The following is a 22455-nucleotide window of genomic DNA, read 5'->3' as shown; positions in this document are numbered from 1 at the left end:
ATACATAAAGATATTTAGGATACGTAATAAAGTTTTGGAGGAAATATGAAAAAGAAATATTTAATTCCTTTATTCATAATACTGTGTATGTCTTCAATATTTATAGGGGTTCAAAATATAAGTATTACAGATATAATGCAATGGAACCAGGGTAAGATGAATATAATAATTTTAACTAGATTGCCGCGGCTTATTAGTATAGTGGTAGCTGGAGTAGGAATGAGCGTTGGTGGAGTTATAATGCAGCAAATTAGTAATAACAAATTTGTTTCTCCAAGTACAGCAGCTACCGTAGACTCAGCAAAGCTTGGGGTACTAGTTTCTATGCTACTATTTTCATCAGCAACTTTGATGCAAAAGATGATAACAGCATTTATATTTGCCCTTTTGGGAACCTTTGTATTTATGAAAATACTTAAAAGCATAAAAATGAAAAATGTTGTATTCATACCTCTAGTGGGAATAATGGTAGGAAATGTTATAGGGTCTATGACAGATTTCTTTGCTTATAAAAACAATTTAGTTCAAAGTATGGGAACTTTTCTCCAAGGAGATTTTTCCATGATTATAAAGGGAAATTATGAGCTCCTCTATTTGACTATACCATTATTAATATTAGCACTTTTGTATGCTAATAAATTTACTATTATAGGAATGGGGGAGGATATCTCATCAAATTTAGGGATTAACTATAATAAGGTTGCCAATATTGGAGTTATAATTGTTGCATTGATTTCAGCTTTAGTAGTAATAACTGTTGGGAATATACCTTTTATAGGATTAATAGTTCCGAATATAGTATCTATATTTAAAGGGGACAATCTTAGTAAGAATATTTGGGATACAGCTTTGTTTGGGGCAATATTTGTACTAGCATGTGACATTATAGGTAGACTTGTAATTCATCCCTATGAAGTACCTATAAGTCTTACTGTAGGAGTTACAGGAAGTATTATATTCCTTTACCTGATATTTAGGAGGAATAGAAATGAAGGATAATATAGATAAAAAAAAGTTATATATACTTGGAATAGTTGCATTATTCGTTATTGGCTTATTTTTGTTTGAAGGATTAAATGGTATAAACTGGGATTATAACCTATCAAAGAGAATACCTAAGGTTATAGCTATAGCAGTTACTGGAGGGTCAATAGCCTTTTCTTCTATGATATTTCAGACAGTAACAAATAATAGAATCCTAACGCCAAGCATACTTGGACTTGATTCCTTATATATGTTTGTACAAACCATATCCGTGTTTTTATTCGGAGCATCAAGTATATTTATGATAAACAGAAATGTGAATTTTATGGTTTCAGTTACAATAATGTTAGTTGGAACTTTAGTTCTTTATAAAATATTATTTAAGAAAGATGGAAATAGTAATATATTCTTTTTGCTATTGGTGGGAACAGTATTGGGAACCTTGTTTAAAAGTATGACATCTTTTATGCAAGTAATAATTGATCCAAATGAATTTGAAACATTACAAAGTAAAATGTTTGCTAGCTTTGCTAATGTTAATACGGATATATTGTTAATATCAGTAATAGCCTTACTAATCATTTTTGTATTATTTTATGATGATGTAAAAAAATTAGATGTTATGCTTTTGGGAAGAGATCAAGCTATAAACTTAGGAATAGATTTTAATAGATTTTCTAAAAAAATATTAATAGTTGTAGCAGTATTAGTATCAATATCTACAGCTTTAGTTGGACAAATAACCTTCCTTGGATTATTGGTGGTTAATCTATCTTACCAGTTTCTTAATACATATAAACATAGTTATCAAATAACGGGAAGTATATTGATAAGTATAATTGCTTTAATAGCTGGACAGTTCATAGTGGAAAGAATATTAAACTTTGGAAGTACAGTAAGTATAATAATTAATTTTATTGGTGGAATTTACTTTATATATCTTTTAATGAAGGAGGGAAAATAAATGATAGAAGTTAGAGGTATAGTTAAAAAGTATGGAGATAATCCAGTAGTAGACAATGTATCTTTAAACATAGAAAAAGGTAAGATTACTTCTTTCATAGGACCTAATGGAGCAGGAAAGAGTACTTTACTATCAATGATATCTCGTATTATGAAGAAAGATGAAGGCGAAGTTATTATAGATGGTAGGGAGTTAGAAAAATGGGACACTAAGGGACTAGCTAAAAAAATAGCTATACTTAAACAATCTAACAATATAAATGTAAGATTAACTATAAAGGAAATAGTTAGCTTTGGACGTTACCCTCACTGCGAAGGTAGACTGACAAAGGAAGACACAAAGTATGTAGATGAAGCCATAGAATATATGCAACTTAAGGATATTGAAGATAGATATTTAGATGAGCTTAGCGGTGGACAAAGACAAAGAGCATATATTGCTATGGTAATAGCTCAAAATACAGAGTATGTACTATTAGATGAACCATTAAATAACTTAGATATGAAACATTCAGTACAGATGATGAAAGTATTAAGAGGGCTAGTGGATGATCTTGGAAAAACTGTAGTGATAGTTATGCACGACATAAATTTTGCATCAGTTTACTCAGATAAAATAGTTATTCTTAAAGATGGAAAGATAGTTAAAGATGATATAACTGATGCCATAATATCAAAAGATGTTTTAGAAGACGTATATGAAATAGATTTTCACATAAAGAATATAAACGGAAACAACATCTGCGTATATTTCTAAGAGAGACCCCAAATCTATGATTTGGTTGGTCGAACTTAAGTGACCATTTTAATCTATGATTTAATTATGGAAACTTACTCATTTGAGTGTAACGAAAAGGAGTAAGTTTCAAATAGTAAGGTGACAAGGAGTATCCTTACGAGCAAAGCGAGAAAAAGAAATCTATGATTTCTATAACAATAAAATATAATTTATTCTTAAATTCAAAATTAAAGAAATTTATTATAAATAAATATTAAGATATAAGGAAAATATTAATTGGATATAGATGAAAGGAATAGGTGAAACAAATGAATAAGAAAAAAATTAATATAATAGTAGGAGTTGCAATAGTTGCTTTAATTGGTGTGTTTGCAGCTACAAAACTTGGTAACAAAGATAATGAAGGGGAAAAAGGTGAAACTATAAAAATAATCCATACTGCTGGAGAAACTGAGGTACCTAAGAATCCAGAAAAAGTAGTAGTATTAGACTATGCATCTTTAGATATTATGGATTCATTAGATATAAAAGGATTAGTAGGATTACCAAAGAAAAACCTGCCAACTTATCTTTCAGAATATAAGGAAGAAAAATATACAGATTTAGGTGGATTAAAAGAATTTAGTCTAGAAGTAATCAATGAGATCAAACCGAATTTAATAATAATTGAAGGTAGACAAGCTGATTATTATGAGGAACTTTCTGCTATAGCTCCAACAATACAATTAGGAACAGATACTACAAAGTATTTAGAGTCATTAGAGTCAAATGTAAACATAATAGGACAAATATTTGGGAAAGAAGATGCAGCAACATCTAAATTAAAAGAACTTAATAAAAGAGTTGAAGAAGTAGGCAAAAAAATAAAAGAGCAAGGGTTTAATGCTTTAGCTACTATAATTACAGATGGTTCTATGAGTGTATACGGAGCAGGATCAAGATTTTCAATTATATTTGAAAAGTTCGGCTTTGTTCCAACAGATGAGAATATAGAAGTATCAAAGCATGGTCAAAATATAACTTATGAGTACTTATTAGCTAAAAATCCAAACTATCTTTTTGTAGTTGATAAGTCAGCAGGAACAAGTGGATCAGAAGATTATTCAGCAGCTAAGGAAGTAATAGAGAATGAATTAGTAAAAACTACAGACACATATAAAAATGGAAATATAGTTTATCTAAATGCTCAAGCTTGGTATGTGGGTGGAGCTGGACTTCAAGCAGCTGATTTAATTATAGAGGATATGGAAGGTATCACAAAATAATAATTAGTAAAATAGAAAATAGCTATTTGACATTCTAAAAGTCAAATAGCTATTTTTATAATGTGTTTAGTTGTTATAATACTGTCATCATATTAAAGTTAGTTATATAATGTAAAAATTATAATAGAGAGTAGAATAAATTAATAAAGAGCATATTTATATAGAGAGGAGGTGTTTCTATGGAAAGTAGAAATAGTAGTAATTATAAGGGGATTGATATAAGTAGTTGGCAAGGAAATGTAAATTTTAAAAAAGTAAAAGACAGTGGGATAGAAATAGTTTATATTAAAGCAACGGAAGGTATAAGCTATGTTAATAATTATTTTTCTTCATCCTATAAAAATGCTAAAGAGCAGGGTTTGAAGGTTGGATTTTATCACTTCTTTCTAGGAGGAATAGATCCTAAAGCTCAAGCTAGGCATTTTGTAAATACCATTGGAAATAGAGAATTTGATTGTAGACTAGCTATAGATATAGAACAGACTAATGGTTTAAATAAGACATCTTTAACAAGTGCAGCAATAATATTTTTAGAAGAGGTTAAGAGACTAACTAGTAAAGGTATCGTAGTTTATACCTATACTAATTTTGCAAGAACTAGTTTAGATAGTAGGTTAGGAATATATCCTTTATGGATTGCTGAATATGGGGTAAGCAAACCTGCTAGTAATCCAATATGGAATCAATGGGTTGGTTTTCAATTTTCAAGTACTGGACAAGTCCCCGGTGTAAGTGGAAATTGTGACCTAAATGAGTTCAATGAGGGAATATTATTAAATGGACAAAGTATACCAGAAAGTCCAAGTACAGATGATAATAGTAAAAATGATAAATACTATACAGTACAATCAGGGGATACTTTAAGTGGAATAGCAGAAAAATATAATACAACCTATCAAGTATTGGCATCTATTAATGGTATATCGAATCCTAATTTAATATATCCAGGACAAAAAATAATATTGCCAACAGGTAGTTCTTCAACAGGAGGTAATACCGGTAATTCATCCTATTATATTGTAAAATCAGGAGATACTTTGAGCGGTATAGCACAAGAATATGGAACTACAACTAAAGTTCTAGCTAGTATTAATAATATATCAAATCCTAATTTAATATATCCAGGACAAAAAATAGTATTACCATCAGGTAGTTCTTCATCTAAAGGTAATGCTAGTAGTTCATCCTATTATACTGTAAAATCGGGGGATACTTTAAGTGAGATAGCACAGCGGTTTGATACTACTACTTCAACTCTTGTTAAGCTTAATAATATATCAAATCCAAATTTAATATACCCAGGACAAGTGATAAAAATAAAGTAAAACAACCTTAATGAGAAAAAGAGACTGTTGCAGAGTGATTTTTAATCTATTCTGCACAGTCTCTTGTATTTGAAATTTAATCTATAACTTATTAGTTGTAATAAAAAGTTATTATATTTATATTAAACCTTGTTTTTCTAAAAATTCTCGGGATACATCATTAGGTTCCATCTGTAGTTCATCAACTTTATAATTAAGTTCCATCATGATGTCATCATTAAGGATAGTTGATAATTGTTCCAATAGAGGAATTATTTCTGGATACTCTTTAAGAGTTTCACCTCTAACTATAGGCATAGCATAATAGGGTGGGAAAAAGTTCTTATCATCTTTTAATGTCTTTAATTTAAATTTCTTTAGCAATCCATCTGTTGCGAAGGCATCTACCACATCTATCTCTTTGCTGATTAAAGCAGTGTATCGTGGAGAACCATCAAGGCCTATAGAATCTTTAAATGAAAAATTGTATTTTTTGCTTAGTCCAGGAAGACCATCATCCCTGTTTAAGAATTCTAAGGTAGTTCCAGACTTTAGGTTAGTAGCAATGAGTGAAAGATCACTAATACTTTCTAAATTATATTTTTCAGCTGTTTCTTGTTCAACAGCTAAGGTATAAGTATTATTAAACTCCATTTGTTTTAAAACTTCAATATTGTATTTTTCTTTGAAATCATTTTTTACAGTAGCATATACTTTTTCCATATCACTTATAGGAGGATTGCCTAAGGTATCTCCATAAGCTGTCCCACTATATTCAATATATAAATCTATGTCATCAGATTTTAAAGCAGAAAAACATACTTGAGTACCACCAAGATTTATTTTACGATTTACTGAAATATCAGTATTTTCTTCAATTAAATCTGAAACCATGTGGCCTAATATCATTTGTTCACTAAAATCTTTACTCCCTACAGTAATTACTTTTGAGTTAGTATTAACATTAGTAATTGCAGAAAATATAAATATTAGAATAATAAAAATACTTGAGATTGCTAATATTCCTTTTTGCATTTTACGAGTTTTCATGAAATCTTTTTTTGTATTAGACTTAACCTTTTGTAAACTGATTGGAGTTGTTAGTTTTTCAACAATACTAGCTAGAAAATCTACAGCTAAAGCTAGTATACATGCTGGGATTGCACCAGCTAGTATTTGATTATTATTCACAGTTCTTATTCCAGAGAATACAAGGTAACCTAATCCACCGGCACCTATAAAGGCAGCAATGGTCATTAAGCCAACAGCAGTAACAGAAGAAATTCGAACTCCAGCCATTATAACAGGGAGAGCTAATGGAATTTGAATTTTTGTTAGAATTTGAAATTTTGTCAATCCTATTCCTTTTGCGGCTTCAATTGTCTGTGGGTTAATATTAGAAATCCCAGTATAAGTATTTTTGATTATAGGCAACAAGGAATATAGAATTACTGTTGTAACTGCAGGGAGAGTTCCTATACCTAAAAATGGTATGGAAAATCCTAATAAAGCCATACTAGGTATAGCTTGAATAATATTTGCTGCTCCAAGAATTGGTTTATTTAACTTCTTGACATAGGAAATTAGAATTCCTAGGGGAACACCTATTAAAATTGCTAGGCCAACTGAAATTGAAGTAAGTCTGATATGCTCAATCAATAATGATATAATTTGTGTTTTATTTTGTAAAATGTATTCTAAAATATTCATATTACTACGCCTCCTCTTCTATATATTGTTGACTAAGCGTTGTAACAAGACTACTTTCAGTAATTAATCCAATAAGACTGCTACTATCATTTAAAACAGGAACTGTTGAAATATTATTCTCATTTACAATTTTTAAAATATCAATTATAGTATCATTTGGAGAAACATAAATATAATTATTGTTAAGAATAGAACTGATTTGAATTGATTTATCATCAATTGATCGCATTTGTTTTGCCTTTACTATTCCTTGCAGTTTTTTTGATTTGTTATCAACAACCATTAAGCTATCAACTTTGTACGAACGCATCTTTTCTATACATTTAAATATTGATAGGTCCTTAGAGCAAGTTATAGGATTTTCTATCATAATATCTTCAGCTTTAATAAAGTCAGGAGAGGTCCAGATTCTTTTTTTACCAACAAATTGTGAGACAAAATCATTAACGGGGTTTTTTAATATATTTTCAGGTGTATCGTATTGAATAATTTTGCCTTTATCCATGATACACATCTTATCTGATATTTTTATAGCTTCATCCATATCGTGGGTTACAAATATAATAGTTTTCTTTAGTTTTGATTGTAAATTCACAAGTTCATCTTGCAAACTTGAACGTGTAATTGGATCAAGAGCTGAAAATGGCTCGTCCATTAATATTATATCTGGATTAGTGGCAAAGGCTCTTGCGACACCTACTCTTTGTTGTTGCCCTCCACTTAGTTCTACAGGGTATCGATTAAGAAATTTATCACAATCAAGACCAACCATATCCATTAAATTATATGTTTGTTGTGTAATGTCTTCAGGATTTTTATTTTGAACTTTTGGTATTAGTTCAATATTTTCTCTTATGGTCATATGAGGAAATAAACCTGTTTGCTGGATAACATAACCCATATTTCTTCTAAGATCTATTACATTTTTAGTGCTAATATCTTCATTGTTAATATATATTTTACCAGAAGTTGGTGTTATGAGACCATTTATCATTTTTAGTGTAGTTGTCTTTCCACAACCACTTTCACCTATAATAGCTACTAATTTACCTTTTTCAATCTCAAAAGAGACATCAGAAAGAACAGTAGTATTTTTAAATTTTTTTGAAATATTCTCGAATTTTATCAATGTAAATCCTCCTTTGTAAAGTAACAACCTAATTATAAATGAAAGTTGTTACTTTGTCAAATTCAAAAAAAATAAACTATCGCAAAAATATATTAATCTTAGTTCATATACTAGCAAAGATTAATATATTATTTTCTGATAGTTTAATTAATTCATATTAAGTTTATTACATACAATTTAAATTAGGGATATAAATATTTTTTTACACGCTCAATGCAATTTTCATCTCCAACAAAATAAAATATATCATTTTCTTGAAAAACTGCGTATGGTCCTGGTGACATAAGTAAAGAGTCGTTTCTTCTGATTGCTATTATTGTTGCTGAAGTATTATGCCAAAAGTTTATATCAGATGCAGATTTATTAATATAAGGTGTAGCAGATGTTATTTCTACTTGAAATGGTGTAAATGGATTTACAGAGCGTAATCTATCAGTTTTATCTATTAAATCAGAAAGACATCCGTATAAAAATTTTATTTCTTTTTTTTGTCTGTCAACACTATCAATAATATCTTGCTTTAGATTACTTATAGTATTAATATCATCATGTTGTTTAACGAATTTTATAGCATTTTCGTAGGACTTTATAGTAACTCCACTACCTTTTGAAGTATCTACAATATTTAAGTCTGATAATACACAAATAGCACGCCTTGCAGTTTCAGATGAGACACCATATTGACTTGCAAGAGAAGATCTTGCATAAATCTTATCACCAACTTTATAATGACCATCAACAATTTTGGCTGCAACATCGGCTGCTATTTGTTGATATCTAGGACTTGTTATTTTAAATTTATTTTCCATAATAATTCTCCTATAACTATATTAATAACAAAATTAAATATATCATATTTAATTTTAAATTAGTATATATTAGTACAAATAAAATTAGCATTCCACTTTATTGTAATGAATTGACATAGAATATAATAGTGATATACTTTAATTAATACCACTTATAAACGTTTACAGTTTGTAGGAAATAAGCTACTTTTAAAAGTAATAACATTTTAAAGAATATGTTAAAATTAATTTAAATATTTTTAGAGATGATATTATATAGAGTATACCCTAATATATTGGAATAAAGGACTAAAATTAAGAAAAAATTAAAATTTTGTAGAAAAATATATTTTGAAATTTTAGTATTTTGTATTATAATAATATTATAGAACAAATTTTTTATGCTATATATTAACAATTTAATATATATAATTAGTTTCATTTAAAATTTCCCTATAATTTTAAAAGAACTAGACATTAAACAAGACACAGACAGAAAAAGTCTACCATATAGATGGTAGGCTTTTTCTGTTTTTGTCTTGTTTACTAAAGATAAAGATTTAAATTATTAAAATAGAAAAAAATAATTGATAAAATATATTGAAATTAATTGTTGGTTATTATAATGTATACATATTAAAATGATTATCTCTATAAGGATTTAGGAAGGGAGTTACTATGAATAAGTGTAAAAAGTTTATATGCGTATCTGTAGGGTTGATATGTTTTACACTTGGAGCGATAGGGATTATATTACCTATACTCCCTACAACACCATTTTTGCTGTTAGCCTCTTTTTTCTTTGTAAAAGGGTCTGAGAGATTTGATATTTGGTTCAAGAACACAAAGATATATAAAAAACACCTAGATAGTTTTGTAAAGGAAAAAGCAATGACTTTAAAACAAAAGATGACTATATTGTTATTTGCTGATTTTATGATGGCATTTCCACTTATAATTTTAGATAGTTTAGTTATAAAATGCATTATTGTTTTGATGATAATAATTAAATATTACTATTTTCTATTTGTAATAAAAACTATTAATAATTAATAGTTTTAAACTTCAATTGACAAGTTGGTAAATATATATATAATTATAAGTATAATAGCTAAATGCAAAGAAAAGGAAAGTAACTTTAAGAATACTTATACAGAGAGCTTTCATTGGTGAGAAGAAGCAATGGATATTAAAGAGAAAATGGCCTTGGAGCAGTGCACCGAGATTTAATATTAAGGCTGCAACGGGTTCACCCGTAATAGTGATAGAGTATAACTATAAACAGGATTTTTATGAGAAATTTTATCTATGTACTAGTCGTGGAATAAATTTCATGTAAGCAAATTTAATTATAACGTACTTGAAGAGATTTATATTGTGAAATGTAAATGAAGTAGGATGGTAACACGAAGTTTTAACTCTCGTTCCTAAGATTAATTTCTTAGGAACGAGAGTTTTTAGTTTTACTCCAAATTTATAATTTGGAGAAGTGAAAAATTAAATAGTATAAGAGGAGGAGAGTAGAATGAATATTTTAATTGGAGGAGCATGGCCTTATGCCAATGGTTCGTTGCACATAGGACATATTGCAGCATTATTGCCTGGAGACGTTATAGCTAGATATTATAGAGCAAAAGGGGATGATGTATTATATATTTCAGGAAGTGATTGTCACGGAACACCTATTTCTATTAGAGCAAAAAAAGAGGGTGTATTATCAGAAGTTATAGCTAATAGATATCATGAGGAATTTAAGTATTGTTTTGATAAGTTAAATTTCAGCTATGATTGTTATTCAAGAACTGATGATAATCAGCATAAAGAAGAAGTAAGAAGGATAATTATAAGTCTATATGAAAAAGGCTTAATATATGAAAAAAAAGTAAGTCAAGTTTATTGTGAGGAGTGCAAACAATTTTTACCTGATAGATATGTAGAGGGAGTATGTCCGCATTGCAATAGTATTGCAAGAGGTGATCAATGTGAAAATTGTTCAACCCTTCTAGATCCTTTAGAGTTAAAGGATAGACTGTGTAAATTATGTGGTAGTAAGCCAGTAGTAAAATCCACTAAACAATTATACTTTGCATTATCTACTTTTGAAAAAGGACTTAGAAAGCATTTAGAAAGGTCTAGAAAAAACTGGAGAATAAATGCAGTAAATAGTACAGAAAGATACTTAAATGAAGGTTTGAAAGATAGAGCTATTTCTAGGGATTTAGATATAGGAATAGATATACCAATTAAAGGATTTGAAGATAAGAAAGTATATGTATGGATTGATGCGGTATTGGGATATTTAACTGTAAGTGAGAAGTGGGGAAAAGAAAATAATAAAAATTGTAGTGATTATTGGAATAGTAGCAGTATTTCATATTATATTCATGGAAAAGATAATATACCATTTCATACAATCATACTTCCAGCATTATTAAGAGGAACAGGACCAGAAAGAAATCCAGATAAGGTTATTTCTAGTGAATATGTGACTTTAGAAGGAAAGAAAATATCAACAAGTAATAACTGGGCAATTTGGGTACCAGATATAGTAGATAGATATAATAGTGACTTAATAAGATATTTCTTTATTGCAAATGGACCTGAAAGAAGAGATGCTGATTTTACTTGGAGGGAGTTCATAAATAAAAATAATGGTGAATTATTGGGAGCTTATGGAAACCTAGTTAATAGAACTTTGGTATTTGTTAAGAAGAATTTTAATAGCAAGGTACCAAAAGGAAAAGTTGAAGAGTCAATTAAAAGCACTATAGAAGAATTATATAAAAATATTGGGGAAAATATAGAAGAAGGAAATTTAAAATCTGGCATAGAAAGAATATTTACATTTATACGAAGTATAAATAAATATTTTGATGAAGAAATGCCATGGATTACCATAAAACAAGATAATAAACAGTGTGAAAATACTATTTATAATTGTTTATATGCTATTGTAAACCTAGCAAACCTTCTAAATCCATTTTTGCCAGAGTCCTCAGAAAAGATTAAAAGTTGGTTTTATTGCGAAGAAAATAGGTGGAAAGAGATTCAATTAAATTCAGGAGTAAATATAAGTAATTTTCATGTTTTATTTGAAAGATTAGATAAGAGTATTATTGATGAAGAATTAAGTAAATTAGAACTACATGGCAAAGATATCAAATCCACTTAGTGTCCATTAACAAAATATTTTAGAATATTATGATATAATTTATATGTTAGTGTATTATTAAAATTTTTGATAACTTCTTTTGTAAGAATGGTAACTTATAATTTGCTATAGTTTTACATTTAAAAGTTGGGAAGTGAGTATAAAATGGTGGGTAAATATAAAGTAGTAACTTTATGCGGAAGTACAAAGTTTAAAGAGGATTTTATAAAAGTTCAAAAGGAGTTAACTCTTCAGGGGATAATTGTAATATCAGTAGGATTATTCGGCCACGCAGATGGTGAATTTGGAACTATAATTACAGATGAAATTAAAATCATGCTTGATGATATTCATAAAAGAAAAATTGATATGGCAGATGAAATCTTTGTTATAAATAAGAATGGGTATATAGGCTCTAGCACCAGAAGTGAAATTAAATATGCGAAGGAACATGGCAAAAAAATAGTTTATTTGGAGCCTAATTATGAATAATTACTAATGAAAATAAGATATTTAGGAGTGAGTTTATGATATTAGAGACAGTAGATAGCATTATATTTGATTTAGACGGAACTATGTGGGATTCATTAGATGCGATTGTAGAAATATGGAATGAAGCTATAAAGGATTTTAGTGATATAGATGCAATAATTACAAAGGAAAAATTAAAATCAGTAGTAGGGGTACCAGTTATAGATTTAGTTAAGATCCTTCTTCCAGATTTGAAGGAAGAAAGAGCAATTGAATTTATGAATTATTGCTGTAAGAAAGAAAATGAATATTTACCGCTTCATGGAGGAATCCTTTTTCAAGGACTAGAAGAAACCTTAAAGAAGCTTTCACAAAAATATAAGCTATTTATAGTTAGTAACTGTCACCACGGTTATATAGAAGCTTTTTTTCATGCTCATAACATGAAAAAATATTTTATAGATTTTGAACATCCAGGAAGAACGGGACTTACAAAGGGTGAGAATATAAAACTCATAATTAATAGAAATAATTTAAAGAATCCTATGTATGTTGGTGATACACAAGGGGATAGAAATGCAGCTAGGTTAGCAGGAATACCTTTTGTGTATGCATCTTATGGATTTGGGAATGTGGAAGATTATGATTATAAAATAGATAGGTTTCCAGAATTAGTAGACATGTATTTTAGACAATAAAAAAATATATAATCCCAATGAAAATATATAATTTTTTCATGGGGATTAGTTTTTAATATTATTATTCTAATTAGTTGAATTTTTATTTATATTTAAGCAAACAATAACTCCAATGGACATACAAATAAGTATGAGTAAAGATGATATTTCAGTAGATATAATATCAGATGTGCTTATTAAAGTTAATAATTTTGATTGAATATTTACGTCAAATCCTAAAAGCATAGAAATAGATGAGACGATGGTAACTATTAGAGATAATACAGATAATCCACAGATTATTCCGGTAATTATACGAATTAAATTTTCTTTTCTTTTCATATAACTGTTATTTAGATAAGTTTAAAGTATTATCTAAAATCCTCCTTGCCTTTAAGTTGTAAAATAATTATAACATTTTTTTAAACAATATTAAACCTATGAATATAATATAAGTAATTATACTATGATGGGGAGGGAATTATGGATTATATAGTAGTGTTAGAAAGGCTTATAGTAGGCGTTATAGTAGGGGGACTTGTTGGATATGAAAGGGAATTTAAAAATAGTCCAGCAGGGTTTAGAACTCATATATTAGTATGCTTAGGAGCTACAATTATTTCTTTAATAACAGAGTATGATATACAAAAAATCATGGTTATTGCTCAAAATCCTATGTATGCTGAAGTTATAAAAGTCGATATAGCTAGATTAGGAGCTCAGGTTATAAGTGGTGTTGGATTTTTAGGAGCTGGTACTATTTTAAGAGAGAAAGGATCTGTAAGGGGATTAACTACTGCCGCAACTCTTTGGATTGTGGCATGCTTAGGTTTAGCGGTAGGAAGAGGACTCTATGCACTATCCTTAACAGCAGCCGTAATCATATTTATAATACTAAGCTTATTTAAAAAAGCTGATAGAGTTATACAAAAAGATACAAAGTGGAGAATAAGGTTTAGGAAAAAAGAAAAAGAAGATGAGGTTGATGAAGATTATAATATTACTGAAGGAAAAAATAGTGAGGATGTTATAACTTTATACGAGAAAGTAAATGAGCCAATAAGTAGAGAGTAGTCTCTACTTATTGGCTTTATAATATCAGTATTAACCACCATAAATAGTATTCCACCAGCTTTCATCTGGTTTACCACCAGACATAAGTCCCTCTGCAACCCAAGTATTACTTTTGTTACTATAAAATATATATAGCCACCTGACGGTTACACCTTTATCGAAGGCTGAATTTCCTGGTTCTTTAACGTTTATTTCTAGTTCGTAATAAGCTTTATTATTTCTTACTTCAGCATTAAGTATTTTTACATAGTCAATATCTATTTCATCCCATATTTTTTGACCTTCTTCTAAAGTATCACTATTAGAAGAATTAACTGTATAATTGTAAATGAAGGAATATTCTTTGTTTATCATAGCATTCATATATGAATTACAAAATTCTTCAGCGGAGCTAATATCATGATTTATAGAAGTAGAATCATTAGTTTGTAGTGAATGAGAATCTAAATTTTGTGGATTATAATATTTTTTATTTGGTAATATTTCTGTCAATGGAGTAAAAATAGAAACAAGCCATTTTTTATTTTTATTTATTAGCTTAATTTTTCCTTCTAGAGTTTGCTTTTCCTTGTATCCATCATTATATATTATATTAATATCAGCATTATATTTGTAGTAAGCTTCGGTATCATTATCACTAGAGATTTTATCAAGAATAATGTTAGATATGGTAGTGGTGTATTCATAGTCCTTAGCCATTTTTATAGAAGATAAGGGAAATCTATTTAAAATAAGTTCATCACCTAATTGAGAAGTAATAGAATCACCTATATTTTTTAAACAAACTTCTCTAATTTTAGTTTCATCTTCAGGAGAAAGTGTAACAATACCTGTCTCCCCATTAGAAGGAGCACGTCCTTCAAGAGAGCTTTCAAAAAGCTTAGAAAGTTGATCTGTTAAAGTGTAGTCTGAAATATTATAGTAATTTTCTATAAAAGATTCAGCAACGGTTTTATCAGGAGAAGGATTTACTCTTTCGCAAGCAATTAGGGAAAATATAACGATACTAAAGAAAAGTATAATACATAACAAGGAGATACCATTAAGTTTGTTCTTCATATCAAAAATATTTTTAAATCTTTTTTTCGTGTTATCTACACCTCCATTAAAATTGGTTGAAAAAGTATTAACCATTATTATCACTTCTACAAATGTAGTATATAATTATATTCTACATTTGTAGAAGGTTTATATCAAGAAATAAATGTAATAACATATAAAATTTACAATTAAGTTTATGTATTAAAAGGTATGTTATAGAAAATAAATATCGGGAAACTAATTATTTTTATAATGTGCAATTTGAAAAAATTGAATATATTTACATAAAATATAATAAATATGATATAATTGATATTAATAAAAACTGAGGAGATAGTCAGGATATAATTTTGCGTTTAATATAAAAATTATATTTATTTAAATATTTGAATTAACAATAACTTTATGGAGGTTATAGTATGAAAAAAACTGCAATTTTAACTATAAGTGATAAAGGTTCTGAAGGACAGCGTATAGATGAGACAGGGCAAGTGTTAAGGGAGTATTTAGAAAAAAATAAATATATAGTCCATTATTATAAAATTATACCTGATGAAGTTGTAGATATAAAAAAAGAACTTATATATATATGTGATGAATTAAATATACCATTGGTAATTACTAATGGAGGAACTGGATTTTCAAAGAGGGATGTAACTCCAGAAGCAACTTTACAAGTTATAGAAAAGTATGTACCTGGGATTGGAGAATTTATGAGAATGAAGTCTATGGAAATTACACCAAGAGCGATGCTGTCTAGAGGAATTGTAGGTATTAGAAAGAATTCTTTAATTATAAATCTACCAGGAAGTCCTAGAGGTGCTAAAGAAAATATAGAATTCATTTTTCCATATTTAGATCATGGACTAAAGATTTTATCTGGAGAAACTTCAGAATGTGCTAGGAGTGAAGTTGATTTATAGGGAGTATAAAGGGAGGAGTATTTATGGAAGATTCCCATGGACGTAACATAAATTATTTAAGAGTTTCTCTTACGGATATGTGCAATTTAAGATGTATGTATTGCATGCCAGAAGGAAAGTGTAATCAAAATTATGTTAGTTCGAAAATGTCTATAGAAGAAATAGATTTAATTATTAGAATATTTGCTGAATGTGGTGTTGAGAAAGTTAGATTTACTGGTGGAGAACCGTTGATTGTAAAGGATATTTCTAAGATTATATATAATGCATCCCAAGTTAAAGGAATTAAAGATATATCTTTAACTACTAATGGCATATTTTTGAAGGATAAAATAGATGAATTAAAGAAGGCAGGGTTAAATAGAGTAAATGTTAGTATGGATACATTAAAGGAAGACAAGTATGAAGGAATAACAGGACGATCATATCTTAAAAAAGTTAAAGAAGGTATAGAAGTATGTTTAGATAAGGGCATTACTCCGGTGAAAATTAATGTGGTGCTTATGAAAGGTATAAACTTAGACGAGGTTGATGAGTTTATTAAAATTGCAGAGAAAATGCCTATAGATGTGAGGTTTATAGAATTAATGCCTATAGGAGCAGGTACAGAGTTATTTAAAAATCATTTTATACCCTATAAGGATATAGTAGAGTCACATCCTAATCTTATACCTGAAGATCATAGAGTATCTTCAACGGCAGAACTTTATAAAAGTAGTAAGGGAAAAGGGAGAATTGGATTTATTAGTCCTATAAGTTGTAATTTTTGTAGTGAGTGTAATAGAGTTAGATTAACTGCTGAAGGTGGAATTAAGTCTTGTTTGCATGGTGAAGAGGAAATTAATATTCTATCAGATGTACGAGATTTATTTAAAAAATATAATTTATCATACTGCGATTTACGAGAGAGTAGAGAATATAGTATTCTTAAGAAAAAGATTTTAGGAGCTATGTATAATAAGCCATTAGGACATAGACTATCTATGGAAGGAAAAAGTAGAAGCAATAAGCAAATGTTTCAAATAGGAGGATAACTTATGATTAAAGATGTTCAAATAGATGAAGGATTCACTCATATAAATGAGCAAGGAAGAGCTAGAATGGTAGATGTTAGTGAAAAGAAAAAGACAGATAGAGAGGCAATAGCCTGCGGTTCTATTTATATGAAGAAATCTACTTTAGAAAAGATAGACAAAGGGGAAATTATAAAGGGAGATGTACTTTCCGTAGCTCAAGTGGGTGGGATAATGGGAGCAAAGAAAACTTCAGATATAATTCCCATGTGTCATTCTATCATGATGTCAGGGTGTGATATTACCTTTCACCTAGATCATGATAAAAGTAAGGTAGATATAATAGCTACAACTAAAACAATAGGGGAAACCGGTATAGAAATGGAAGCTTTAACAGCGGTATCCATAGCAGCATTAACTATATATGATATGTGTAAGTCAGTAGATAAATCAATGGTTATAAGTGATATTAGGCTACTTCGAAAGATTGGTGGAAAATCTGGAGAGATTAATTATTTTTAAAGATAGGAGAAGATGGATATGGCAAAGGTTATTAGTATAAATATAAGTACTGAGAAAGGGGTTATAAAAACACCTATAAAAAGAGGTTTCTTTAAGATCGACTTCGGATTAGAAGGAGATGCTCATGGTGGTAATTGGCATAGACAAGTTAGCTTGTTAGGAGATGAAAGCATAGATAAGCTTAGAGGAAAAATAAATAAAGAATTAGTCCCAGGAATATTTGCAGAAAATATAACAACACAAGGAATAACTTTATATGAACTACCCATAGGAACAAAGCTTTCCATTGGAGAAGTTATTATGGAGGTGACACAGATTGGAAAAGAATGTCATAAGGACTGTGAAATAATGAAGACCACAGGGGAGTGTGTTATGCCTAGAGAAGGGATTTTTGCTCAAGTATTAGAAGAAGGATGGATAGAACCTGGTGATGAGATTTCTGTAATTAAGTACTGGAAAGCTTGAGTTAAATTATAAATAGAATTTGTCAATACAGGAAGACTATGATAGTATATAAGAACATAAGAAGCTGTATATATTATTTTATAAAGTGAATCTTATGTATCAGAACTATAGTAACGAATGGAGGAAATGAAGTTATGGGTAATTTACCTAATTGTCCAAAATGTAATTCAGAATACACTTACGAAGATGGAAGTATTTTTGTTTGCCCAGAATGTGCTCACGAGTGGGGAGTACAAGCTAAAAATGAAAATAATGAAGATATTAATGTTATAAAAGATGCAAATGGAAATGTGTTACAAGATGGTGATTCTGTAACAATAATTAAAGATCTTAAAGTAAAAGGTGCTTCATCATCAATAAAAATAGGAACGAAAGTAAAAAATATACGTTTAGTTCCTGATGCATCTGATGGCCATAACATTGATTGTAAAATTGATGGTTTTGGAGCTATGAGTTTAAAATCCGAATTCGTTAAAAAAATATAAGCTATAATTAACTCTACAAAAGGAAACTTCCATGAATTATATGTAGTTCATGGAGGCTTTCTTTTTTTATTTTAATTTAAACACTAAGGTAACAGGATTATGATCAGAGTATTTTAACATGGGAACTATGGACAGAATAAAAAACTTATATTAAAAACTTATTTATAGAATTCTCTATGACTACTTCTGAGAATGCAATATAAGTACTAGTTGTTGCATATGGAGATACTTCATTAATAAATTCTTCAATGTCACTTAAATCTTTAACTGAAAGTTTAACAAGAAAACAACCATCCCCAGCAATTCTATAACACCATTCACTGCGATTGTAGTCTTTAATAAAATTTTTGAATCGCTCATATTCACCATTTTTCATGGTGATTTTTATTATACAATCAATGGATAGACCAAGATTCTTTTTATTTATAGTAATAGTATAGCCTTCTATTATTCTGTTATCTTCAAGTCTTTTTACTCTCTCTGTAACAGAGGATGGGGATAGGTTAATTCGCTTTGACAACTCTCTTATGGATAATCTACTATTTTTTTCTAATTCGGATAGAATCATTACATCAATTTCGTCAAATTTCATTTGAAATATTTTCTCCTTTTTAATATTTTGTATGATATATATATAGGTTTTATTATATGTCATATGAAATACAAAATTCAATTTTATTTATATATAATATTAATAAAATTAGATTTGATTAATAAAGGAGAGATATTATGACAAAAATAAATTTTTCAAATGAGGGGATAACATCCTTTGAACAACTACTTGGATATAACAGTGAGATAATGAAAGGTTGGAGTAATTTAGAAATAAGTTTTTTAAAATCTAAAACTTTTGGTTATGAATTAAAAGAAGAAGTAAGACGTACTCTTGCTTTTAACAATGGATGTAAATATTGTATGGCAAAGGGAAAGCCTTCTGAAGATATAGAGGATAAAAATATAAGAATGGCAACGAAAATTGCAGATATGATTTCAAAGAATATAGTTTTAACAGAGGAGACTTTTAAAAGTTTAAGAGAACTATTCAGTGAAAAAGAAATCTCAGAGCTTTTTGCACTAATTTGCTTTTTTACAGCATCGCAAAGGTTCGGAGCTTTACTTGATTTGGAACCTAGCTGTGCAATATATATTTAGAAGGGCTAGTTCAAGATAAGTTAGCCGATAAGTATTGACAAAGGAGCTATTTAACATTATAAATAGCTCCATATTTATCTATGAAAATATTTATATGTTTTTATATATAAAATCCTCATATTATCACTTCTGATAAATCATAATCTACTACCTTAGGGTCTAGTCAAAAAAGTTTATATTGTAAAATAAATGTCTAGTTTTAATAAAGTTTTATTTTATTGTATAATTAAGTGGAAAGTTTTAAGAATTAAAAATAACTATAAATATAAGTAAATTTATTTAAGTAAGAGAAAATAAGTAAGGTGTGAGAGAAGTGGCTAAGGTTATTATTGCGGAAAAACCATCCGTGGCAAAGAATATTGCAGAAGCTTTAAATATAAAAACTAGAAAAGATGGATACTTTGAGGGTGAGAATTATTTAGTTACATGGGCGTTTGGTCACTTATTACAACTATATGATGCTAAAGATTATGATGAAAGCATGAAGGGATGGGAGTTTTCTAAATTTCCATTTATACCTAAGGAGTTTAAATATAAGATAAAAAGTGATTCACTTAATAGAAATATTACTGATAAGGGAGCTGAGAAACAGCTTAGCATTATTAAATCACTTATAGATAGAGAGAATGTAGATGGAATAATATCCGCCACAGACTTTGATAGAGAGGGTCAGGTTATAGCAGATGAATTATTTATATATTTCAATGAAGAAAAGCCTGTATATAGGCTTCTTCTAAATGAGTGGACTCCAGATGAAGTAAAAAAGGGTATGGAAGCTTTAAAGCCTAATAAAGAAATGAAGTCCTTACAAGATGCTGGAATAGGAAGGCAATGGGCAGATTGGGTTATTGGGATAAATCTTACATCTGTGGCAACTTTGAGATATAAATTTGAAGATGTTAAAATGCTAAACATAGGAAGAGTGTTATTACCAACTCTAAAGATAATCTATGATAGGGACATGGAAATTGAAAACTTTGTAGCTACTACTTATTATAAGTTATCGGCTACCTTTAAGACTAAGGCTAATGAGGAGTACGAAGGTCTATATTATGAAAATGATTCAGAAAAATTCGAAGAGAAGTCTTATTTAAGTAATATAGGAAAATTACTACAAGGACAAAGAGCGGAGATAGTTGATAAGCAAACAGAGAAGAAAAGGGAATATCCACCGTATCTATTTAACTTATCAAATCTTCAAGGACATATTACTAGTAAATTTAAAGGATGGACTTCCGATAAGGTTTTAAAGGTTGCCCAGTCTCTTTATGAAAAAAAGTTTATTACTTATCCTAGAACTGCCAGTATTGTCCTAGAAGAAAGCTTAGAGGATAGAACAAGGAAGGTTTTGGAGAATCTTAAAAAGGGTCTACCATACGAAAATCAAATAAAATTTGCAAAAACTAAAAGGGTTTTTGATAATTCTAAGGTGGAGAGTCATAGTGCTATAGTTCCAACTTATATAAAACCAAGCGGCCTTAGTGCTGATGAAGCAATTGTTTATAATGCAGTGAAAAATAGATTTATAATGCAATTTATGCCTATTGCTGAATTTGAGGAAACAAAAATTACGGCTAAGGTTTATGAGGAAAATATTAAAGGCATATTTGTTTCCAAGGGTAAAGTTCAAATTGTTGAAGGCTGGCGTGTGGTAGAAAAGATAGAAACTAAGGATACTATACTTCCTTTAGTTATGGAAAAGGAAGTAGTGGATATTGTAGGAAATAAAGTTAACACCGTAACAAAGAAGCCACCTAAAAATCATACAGAAAAGACTTTGCTAAGGGTTATGGAAACCTGTGGTAAGAGTTTAGGAAAAGAAGAAAATAATGATGATGATGATGAAAACTCTTCAGAAGATAATTTAGAGGAAACTTCGGAAGAATTAATGAAGTCCATATTGAGCGGTTTTAGTATAGGAACACCAGCTACTAGAGCTGAAACTATTAAAAAACTTAAAGATATAGGATATATTACTACTAAAGGAAAAAACCTAACTTGTACAGAGTTAGGTAGGACAATGGTAGAGATGTTTCCTGTAAGGGATTTGTTTGACTTAGAATACACCGGTAGGCTAGAAAAAACCCTATCGGATATAGAAAAAGAAACTGTAGAAAAAGACACCTTTATTAAGCATATTTGTGATTTTACTAGTAAATCTGTGGAAATTATAAAAAAGGATACATCAATGTTATCTAAAATAAAGATAGAGCTTTCTCCTGGGACGGTTAGTGTAGGTAATTGTCCTATATGCGGAAATCCAGTAGTGGAAGGAGAAAAAAGCTTTGGGTGTAGTAACTGGAAAAATGGTTGTAAATTCACTATTTGGAAGAATGATAAATACATTGAATCCTATGGCAAGAAAGTTACAAAAGAAATGGTAGAAATACTTCTTAAAAATGGTAAAGTAGGATTTAGAAATTTGAGAAGCAAGAAAGGAAATACCTTTGCTGCTTATTTTAGATATGAAAAAAATGAAGAAACAGGTTATTTAAGTTGGAAGATGGAATTTATTTAAAAAGATAAACAAAAATTATATTTAAACTACAGATAATTAAAGTAGATTCATTATCAATTGATAATACATTATACAAGAAAC

At 29.0% G+C, this 22455-nt stretch carries 23 protein-coding genes; 17 read left to right on the top strand and 6 right to left on the bottom strand.

Annotated features, from left to right (window positions below; translation table 11 throughout):
* Window positions 1-45 precede the first annotated feature (45 nt).
* The 5 genes from B3B03_RS04440 (at window position 46) to B3B03_RS04420 (ending at window position 5276) form a co-directional block, all read left to right on the top strand.
* Entirely contained in the window at window positions 46-999 is a 954-nt protein-coding gene (locus B3B03_RS04440; RefSeq protein WP_346876566.1) for an ABC transporter permease, read from the top strand.
* Window positions 989-1948, top strand: coding sequence for an iron chelate uptake ABC transporter family permease subunit (locus B3B03_RS04435; RefSeq protein ID WP_346876565.1), 960 nt, complete (start codon window positions 989-991; stop codon window positions 1946-1948). The genes B3B03_RS04440 and B3B03_RS04435 overlap by 11 nt, the downstream gene beginning before the upstream one ends.
* The gene (locus B3B03_RS04430) at window positions 1949-2704 is read left to right on the top strand and encodes an ABC transporter ATP-binding protein (protein ID WP_346847512.1); all 756 of its coding nucleotides are present in this window, start codon (window positions 1949-1951) and stop codon (window positions 2702-2704) included. It begins immediately after the preceding gene.
* A 290-nt stretch (window positions 2705-2994) separates the two neighbouring features.
* Window positions 2995-3951 (top strand): siderophore ABC transporter substrate-binding protein, encoded by a 957-nt coding sequence (locus B3B03_RS04425; protein WP_346847511.1) that lies wholly within the window; start codon window positions 2995-2997, stop codon window positions 3949-3951.
* Window positions 3952-4130: 179 nt separating this feature from the next.
* A complete protein-coding gene (locus B3B03_RS04420; protein WP_346847510.1) occupies window positions 4131-5276 on the top strand; it encodes a LysM peptidoglycan-binding domain-containing protein in 1146 nt (381 codons plus the stop codon).
* Window positions 5277-5393: 117 nt separating this feature from the next.
* On the opposite strand, the gene B3B03_RS04415 is transcribed toward B3B03_RS04420, so the two are convergent.
* From B3B03_RS04415 to B3B03_RS04405, 3 genes are all read right to left on the bottom strand, one after another.
* Complete coding sequence (locus B3B03_RS04415; RefSeq protein WP_346847509.1) at window positions 5394-6965, bottom strand: glycine betaine ABC transporter substrate-binding protein; 1572 nt, start codon at window positions 6963-6965, stop codon at window positions 5394-5396.
* Window positions 6966-6969: 4 nt separating this feature from the next.
* Window positions 6970-8094, bottom strand: a complete 1125-nt coding sequence (locus B3B03_RS04410) for an ABC transporter ATP-binding protein (protein ID WP_346847508.1) — start codon at window positions 8092-8094, stop codon at window positions 6970-6972.
* Window positions 8095-8276: 182 nt separating this feature from the next.
* A complete protein-coding gene (locus B3B03_RS04405; protein ID WP_035129977.1) occupies window positions 8277-8903 on the bottom strand; it encodes a TrkA C-terminal domain-containing protein in 627 nt (208 codons plus the stop codon).
* A 657-nt stretch (window positions 8904-9560) separates the two neighbouring features.
* On the opposite strand from B3B03_RS04405, the gene B3B03_RS04400 reads away from it, so the two are divergent.
* The 4 genes from B3B03_RS04400 to B3B03_RS04385 all read left to right on the top strand — a co-directional run bounded on the left by B3B03_RS04400 (window position 9561) and on the right by B3B03_RS04385 (window position 13202).
* Window positions 9561-9935 carry a YbaN family protein gene (locus B3B03_RS04400; RefSeq protein ID WP_035129974.1) on the top strand — a complete coding sequence of 125 codons (375 nt, stop codon included), beginning with the start codon at window positions 9561-9563 and terminating at the stop codon, window positions 9933-9935.
* 472 nt (window positions 9936-10407) lie between these two features.
* Window positions 10408-12054 carry a methionine--tRNA ligase gene (gene metG / locus B3B03_RS04395; RefSeq protein ID WP_346847507.1) on the top strand — a complete coding sequence of 549 codons (1647 nt, stop codon included), beginning with the start codon at window positions 10408-10410 and terminating at the stop codon, window positions 12052-12054.
* 144 nt (window positions 12055-12198) lie between these two features.
* Window positions 12199-12525, top strand: a complete 327-nt coding sequence (locus tag B3B03_RS04390) for a hypothetical protein (RefSeq protein WP_346847506.1) — start codon at window positions 12199-12201, stop codon at window positions 12523-12525.
* Between the two features lie 35 nt (window positions 12526-12560).
* Entirely contained in the window at window positions 12561-13202 is a 642-nt protein-coding gene (locus B3B03_RS04385; RefSeq protein ID WP_346876564.1) for an HAD family hydrolase, read from the top strand.
* Window positions 13203-13268: 66 nt separating this feature from the next.
* On the opposite strand, the gene B3B03_RS04380 is transcribed toward B3B03_RS04385, so the two are convergent.
* Window positions 13269-13523: a hypothetical protein gene (locus B3B03_RS04380; protein WP_346847504.1), complete on the bottom strand. Its 255-nt coding sequence runs from the start codon at window positions 13521-13523 to the stop codon at window positions 13269-13271.
* Between the two features lie 141 nt (window positions 13524-13664).
* Between B3B03_RS04380 and B3B03_RS04375 the strand changes: the two genes are divergently transcribed.
* Window positions 13665-14255, top strand: a complete 591-nt coding sequence (locus B3B03_RS04375) for an MgtC/SapB family protein (protein WP_346847503.1) — start codon at window positions 13665-13667, stop codon at window positions 14253-14255.
* Between the two features lie 30 nt (window positions 14256-14285).
* On the opposite strand, the gene B3B03_RS04370 is transcribed toward B3B03_RS04375, so the two are convergent.
* A complete protein-coding gene (locus B3B03_RS04370; RefSeq protein WP_346876563.1) occupies window positions 14286-15389 on the bottom strand; it encodes a hypothetical protein in 1104 nt (367 codons plus the stop codon).
* Between the two features lie 326 nt (window positions 15390-15715).
* On the opposite strand from B3B03_RS04370, the gene B3B03_RS04365 reads away from it, so the two are divergent.
* From B3B03_RS04365 to B3B03_RS04345, 5 genes are all read left to right on the top strand, one after another.
* Window positions 15716-16219, top strand: coding sequence for a MogA/MoaB family molybdenum cofactor biosynthesis protein (locus B3B03_RS04365; protein WP_346847501.1), 504 nt, complete (start codon window positions 15716-15718; stop codon window positions 16217-16219).
* Window positions 16220-16242: 23 nt separating this feature from the next.
* A complete protein-coding gene (moaA, locus tag B3B03_RS04360) occupies window positions 16243-17253 on the top strand; it encodes a GTP 3',8-cyclase MoaA (protein WP_346847500.1) in 1011 nt (336 codons plus the stop codon).
* A 21-nt stretch (window positions 17254-17274) separates the two neighbouring features.
* The gene (gene moaC, locus B3B03_RS04355; protein ID WP_346847807.1) at window positions 17275-17754 is read left to right on the top strand and encodes a cyclic pyranopterin monophosphate synthase MoaC; all 480 of its coding nucleotides are present in this window, start codon (window positions 17275-17277) and stop codon (window positions 17752-17754) included.
* 18 nt (window positions 17755-17772) lie between these two features.
* Window positions 17773-18219 (top strand): MOSC domain-containing protein, encoded by a 447-nt coding sequence (locus tag B3B03_RS04350; protein WP_346847499.1) that lies wholly within the window; start codon window positions 17773-17775, stop codon window positions 18217-18219.
* A gap of 134 nt (window positions 18220-18353) precedes the next feature.
* Window positions 18354-18704, top strand: coding sequence for a zinc ribbon domain-containing protein YjdM (locus B3B03_RS04345; protein WP_346876562.1), 351 nt, complete (start codon window positions 18354-18356; stop codon window positions 18702-18704).
* A 145-nt stretch (window positions 18705-18849) separates the two neighbouring features.
* On the opposite strand, the gene B3B03_RS04340 is transcribed toward B3B03_RS04345, so the two are convergent.
* Window positions 18850-19296, bottom strand: a complete 447-nt coding sequence (locus B3B03_RS04340) for an Lrp/AsnC family transcriptional regulator (protein ID WP_346876561.1) — start codon at window positions 19294-19296, stop codon at window positions 18850-18852.
* A 137-nt stretch (window positions 19297-19433) separates the two neighbouring features.
* Here B3B03_RS04340 and B3B03_RS04335 point away from each other — a divergent pair, with 137 nt between their 5' ends.
* Both B3B03_RS04335 and B3B03_RS04330 read left to right on the top strand, forming a co-directional pair.
* Window positions 19434-19856 carry a carboxymuconolactone decarboxylase family protein gene (locus B3B03_RS04335; RefSeq protein ID WP_346847497.1) on the top strand — a complete coding sequence of 141 codons (423 nt, stop codon included), beginning with the start codon at window positions 19434-19436 and terminating at the stop codon, window positions 19854-19856.
* A 313-nt stretch (window positions 19857-20169) separates the two neighbouring features.
* Entirely contained in the window at window positions 20170-22374 is a 2205-nt protein-coding gene (locus tag B3B03_RS04330) for a type IA DNA topoisomerase (protein WP_346876560.1), read from the top strand.
* Window positions 22375-22455: the final 81 nt, after the last annotated feature.

The sequence above is a fragment of the Clostridium sp. UBA5712 genome (assembly GCF_002419845.1).
Taxonomy (GTDB): Bacteria; Bacillota; Clostridia; order Clostridiales; family Clostridiaceae; genus Clostridium_J; species Clostridium_J sulfidigenes.
Note: the sequence above shows the minus strand (reverse complement) of the source record. Positions and strands in the feature narration are given on the sequence as shown.

Bases quoted from the DNA above. Each gene is read 5' to 3' on its own strand.
- B3B03_RS04405 (WP_035129977.1), bottom strand. From the start codon at position 8,903: ATGGAAAATAAATTTAAAATAACAAGTCCTAGATATCAACAAATAGCA.
- B3B03_RS04430 (WP_346847512.1), top strand. From the start codon at position 1,949: ATGATAGAAGTTAGAGGTATAGTTAAAAAGTATGGAGATAATCCAGTA.
- B3B03_RS04370 (WP_346876563.1), bottom strand. From the start codon at position 15,389: ATGGTTAATACTTTTTCAACCAATTTTAATGGAGGTGTAGATAACACG.
- B3B03_RS04340 (WP_346876561.1), bottom strand. From the start codon at position 19,296: ATGAAATTTGACGAAATTGATGTAATGATTCTATCCGAATTAGAAAAA.
- B3B03_RS04420 (WP_346847510.1), top strand. From the start codon at position 4,131: ATGGAAAGTAGAAATAGTAGTAATTATAAGGGGATTGATATAAGTAGT.
- B3B03_RS04385 (WP_346876564.1), top strand. From the start codon at position 12,561: ATGATATTAGAGACAGTAGATAGCATTATATTTGATTTAGACGGAACT.
- B3B03_RS04350 (WP_346847499.1), top strand. From the start codon at position 17,773: ATGGCAAAGGTTATTAGTATAAATATAAGTACTGAGAAAGGGGTTATA.
- B3B03_RS04435 (WP_346876565.1), top strand. From the start codon at position 989: ATGAAGGATAATATAGATAAAAAAAAGTTATATATACTTGGAATAGTT.
- metG (WP_346847507.1), top strand. From the start codon at position 10,408: ATGAATATTTTAATTGGAGGAGCATGGCCTTATGCCAATGGTTCGTTG.
- B3B03_RS04400 (WP_035129974.1), top strand. From the start codon at position 9,561: ATGAATAAGTGTAAAAAGTTTATATGCGTATCTGTAGGGTTGATATGT.
- moaA (WP_346847500.1), top strand. From the start codon at position 16,243: ATGGAAGATTCCCATGGACGTAACATAAATTATTTAAGAGTTTCTCTT.
- B3B03_RS04335 (WP_346847497.1), top strand. From the start codon at position 19,434: ATGACAAAAATAAATTTTTCAAATGAGGGGATAACATCCTTTGAACAA.
- B3B03_RS04415 (WP_346847509.1), bottom strand. From the start codon at position 6,965: ATGAATATTTTAGAATACATTTTACAAAATAAAACACAAATTATATCA.
- B3B03_RS04440 (WP_346876566.1), top strand. From the start codon at position 46: ATGAAAAAGAAATATTTAATTCCTTTATTCATAATACTGTGTATGTCT.
- B3B03_RS04345 (WP_346876562.1), top strand. From the start codon at position 18,354: ATGGGTAATTTACCTAATTGTCCAAAATGTAATTCAGAATACACTTAC.
- B3B03_RS04380 (WP_346847504.1), bottom strand. From the start codon at position 13,523: ATGAAAAGAAAAGAAAATTTAATTCGTATAATTACCGGAATAATCTGT.
- B3B03_RS04425 (WP_346847511.1), top strand. From the start codon at position 2,995: ATGAATAAGAAAAAAATTAATATAATAGTAGGAGTTGCAATAGTTGCT.
- B3B03_RS04375 (WP_346847503.1), top strand. From the start codon at position 13,665: ATGGATTATATAGTAGTGTTAGAAAGGCTTATAGTAGGCGTTATAGTA.
- B3B03_RS04390 (WP_346847506.1), top strand. From the start codon at position 12,199: ATGGTGGGTAAATATAAAGTAGTAACTTTATGCGGAAGTACAAAGTTT.
- B3B03_RS04365 (WP_346847501.1), top strand. From the start codon at position 15,716: ATGAAAAAAACTGCAATTTTAACTATAAGTGATAAAGGTTCTGAAGGA.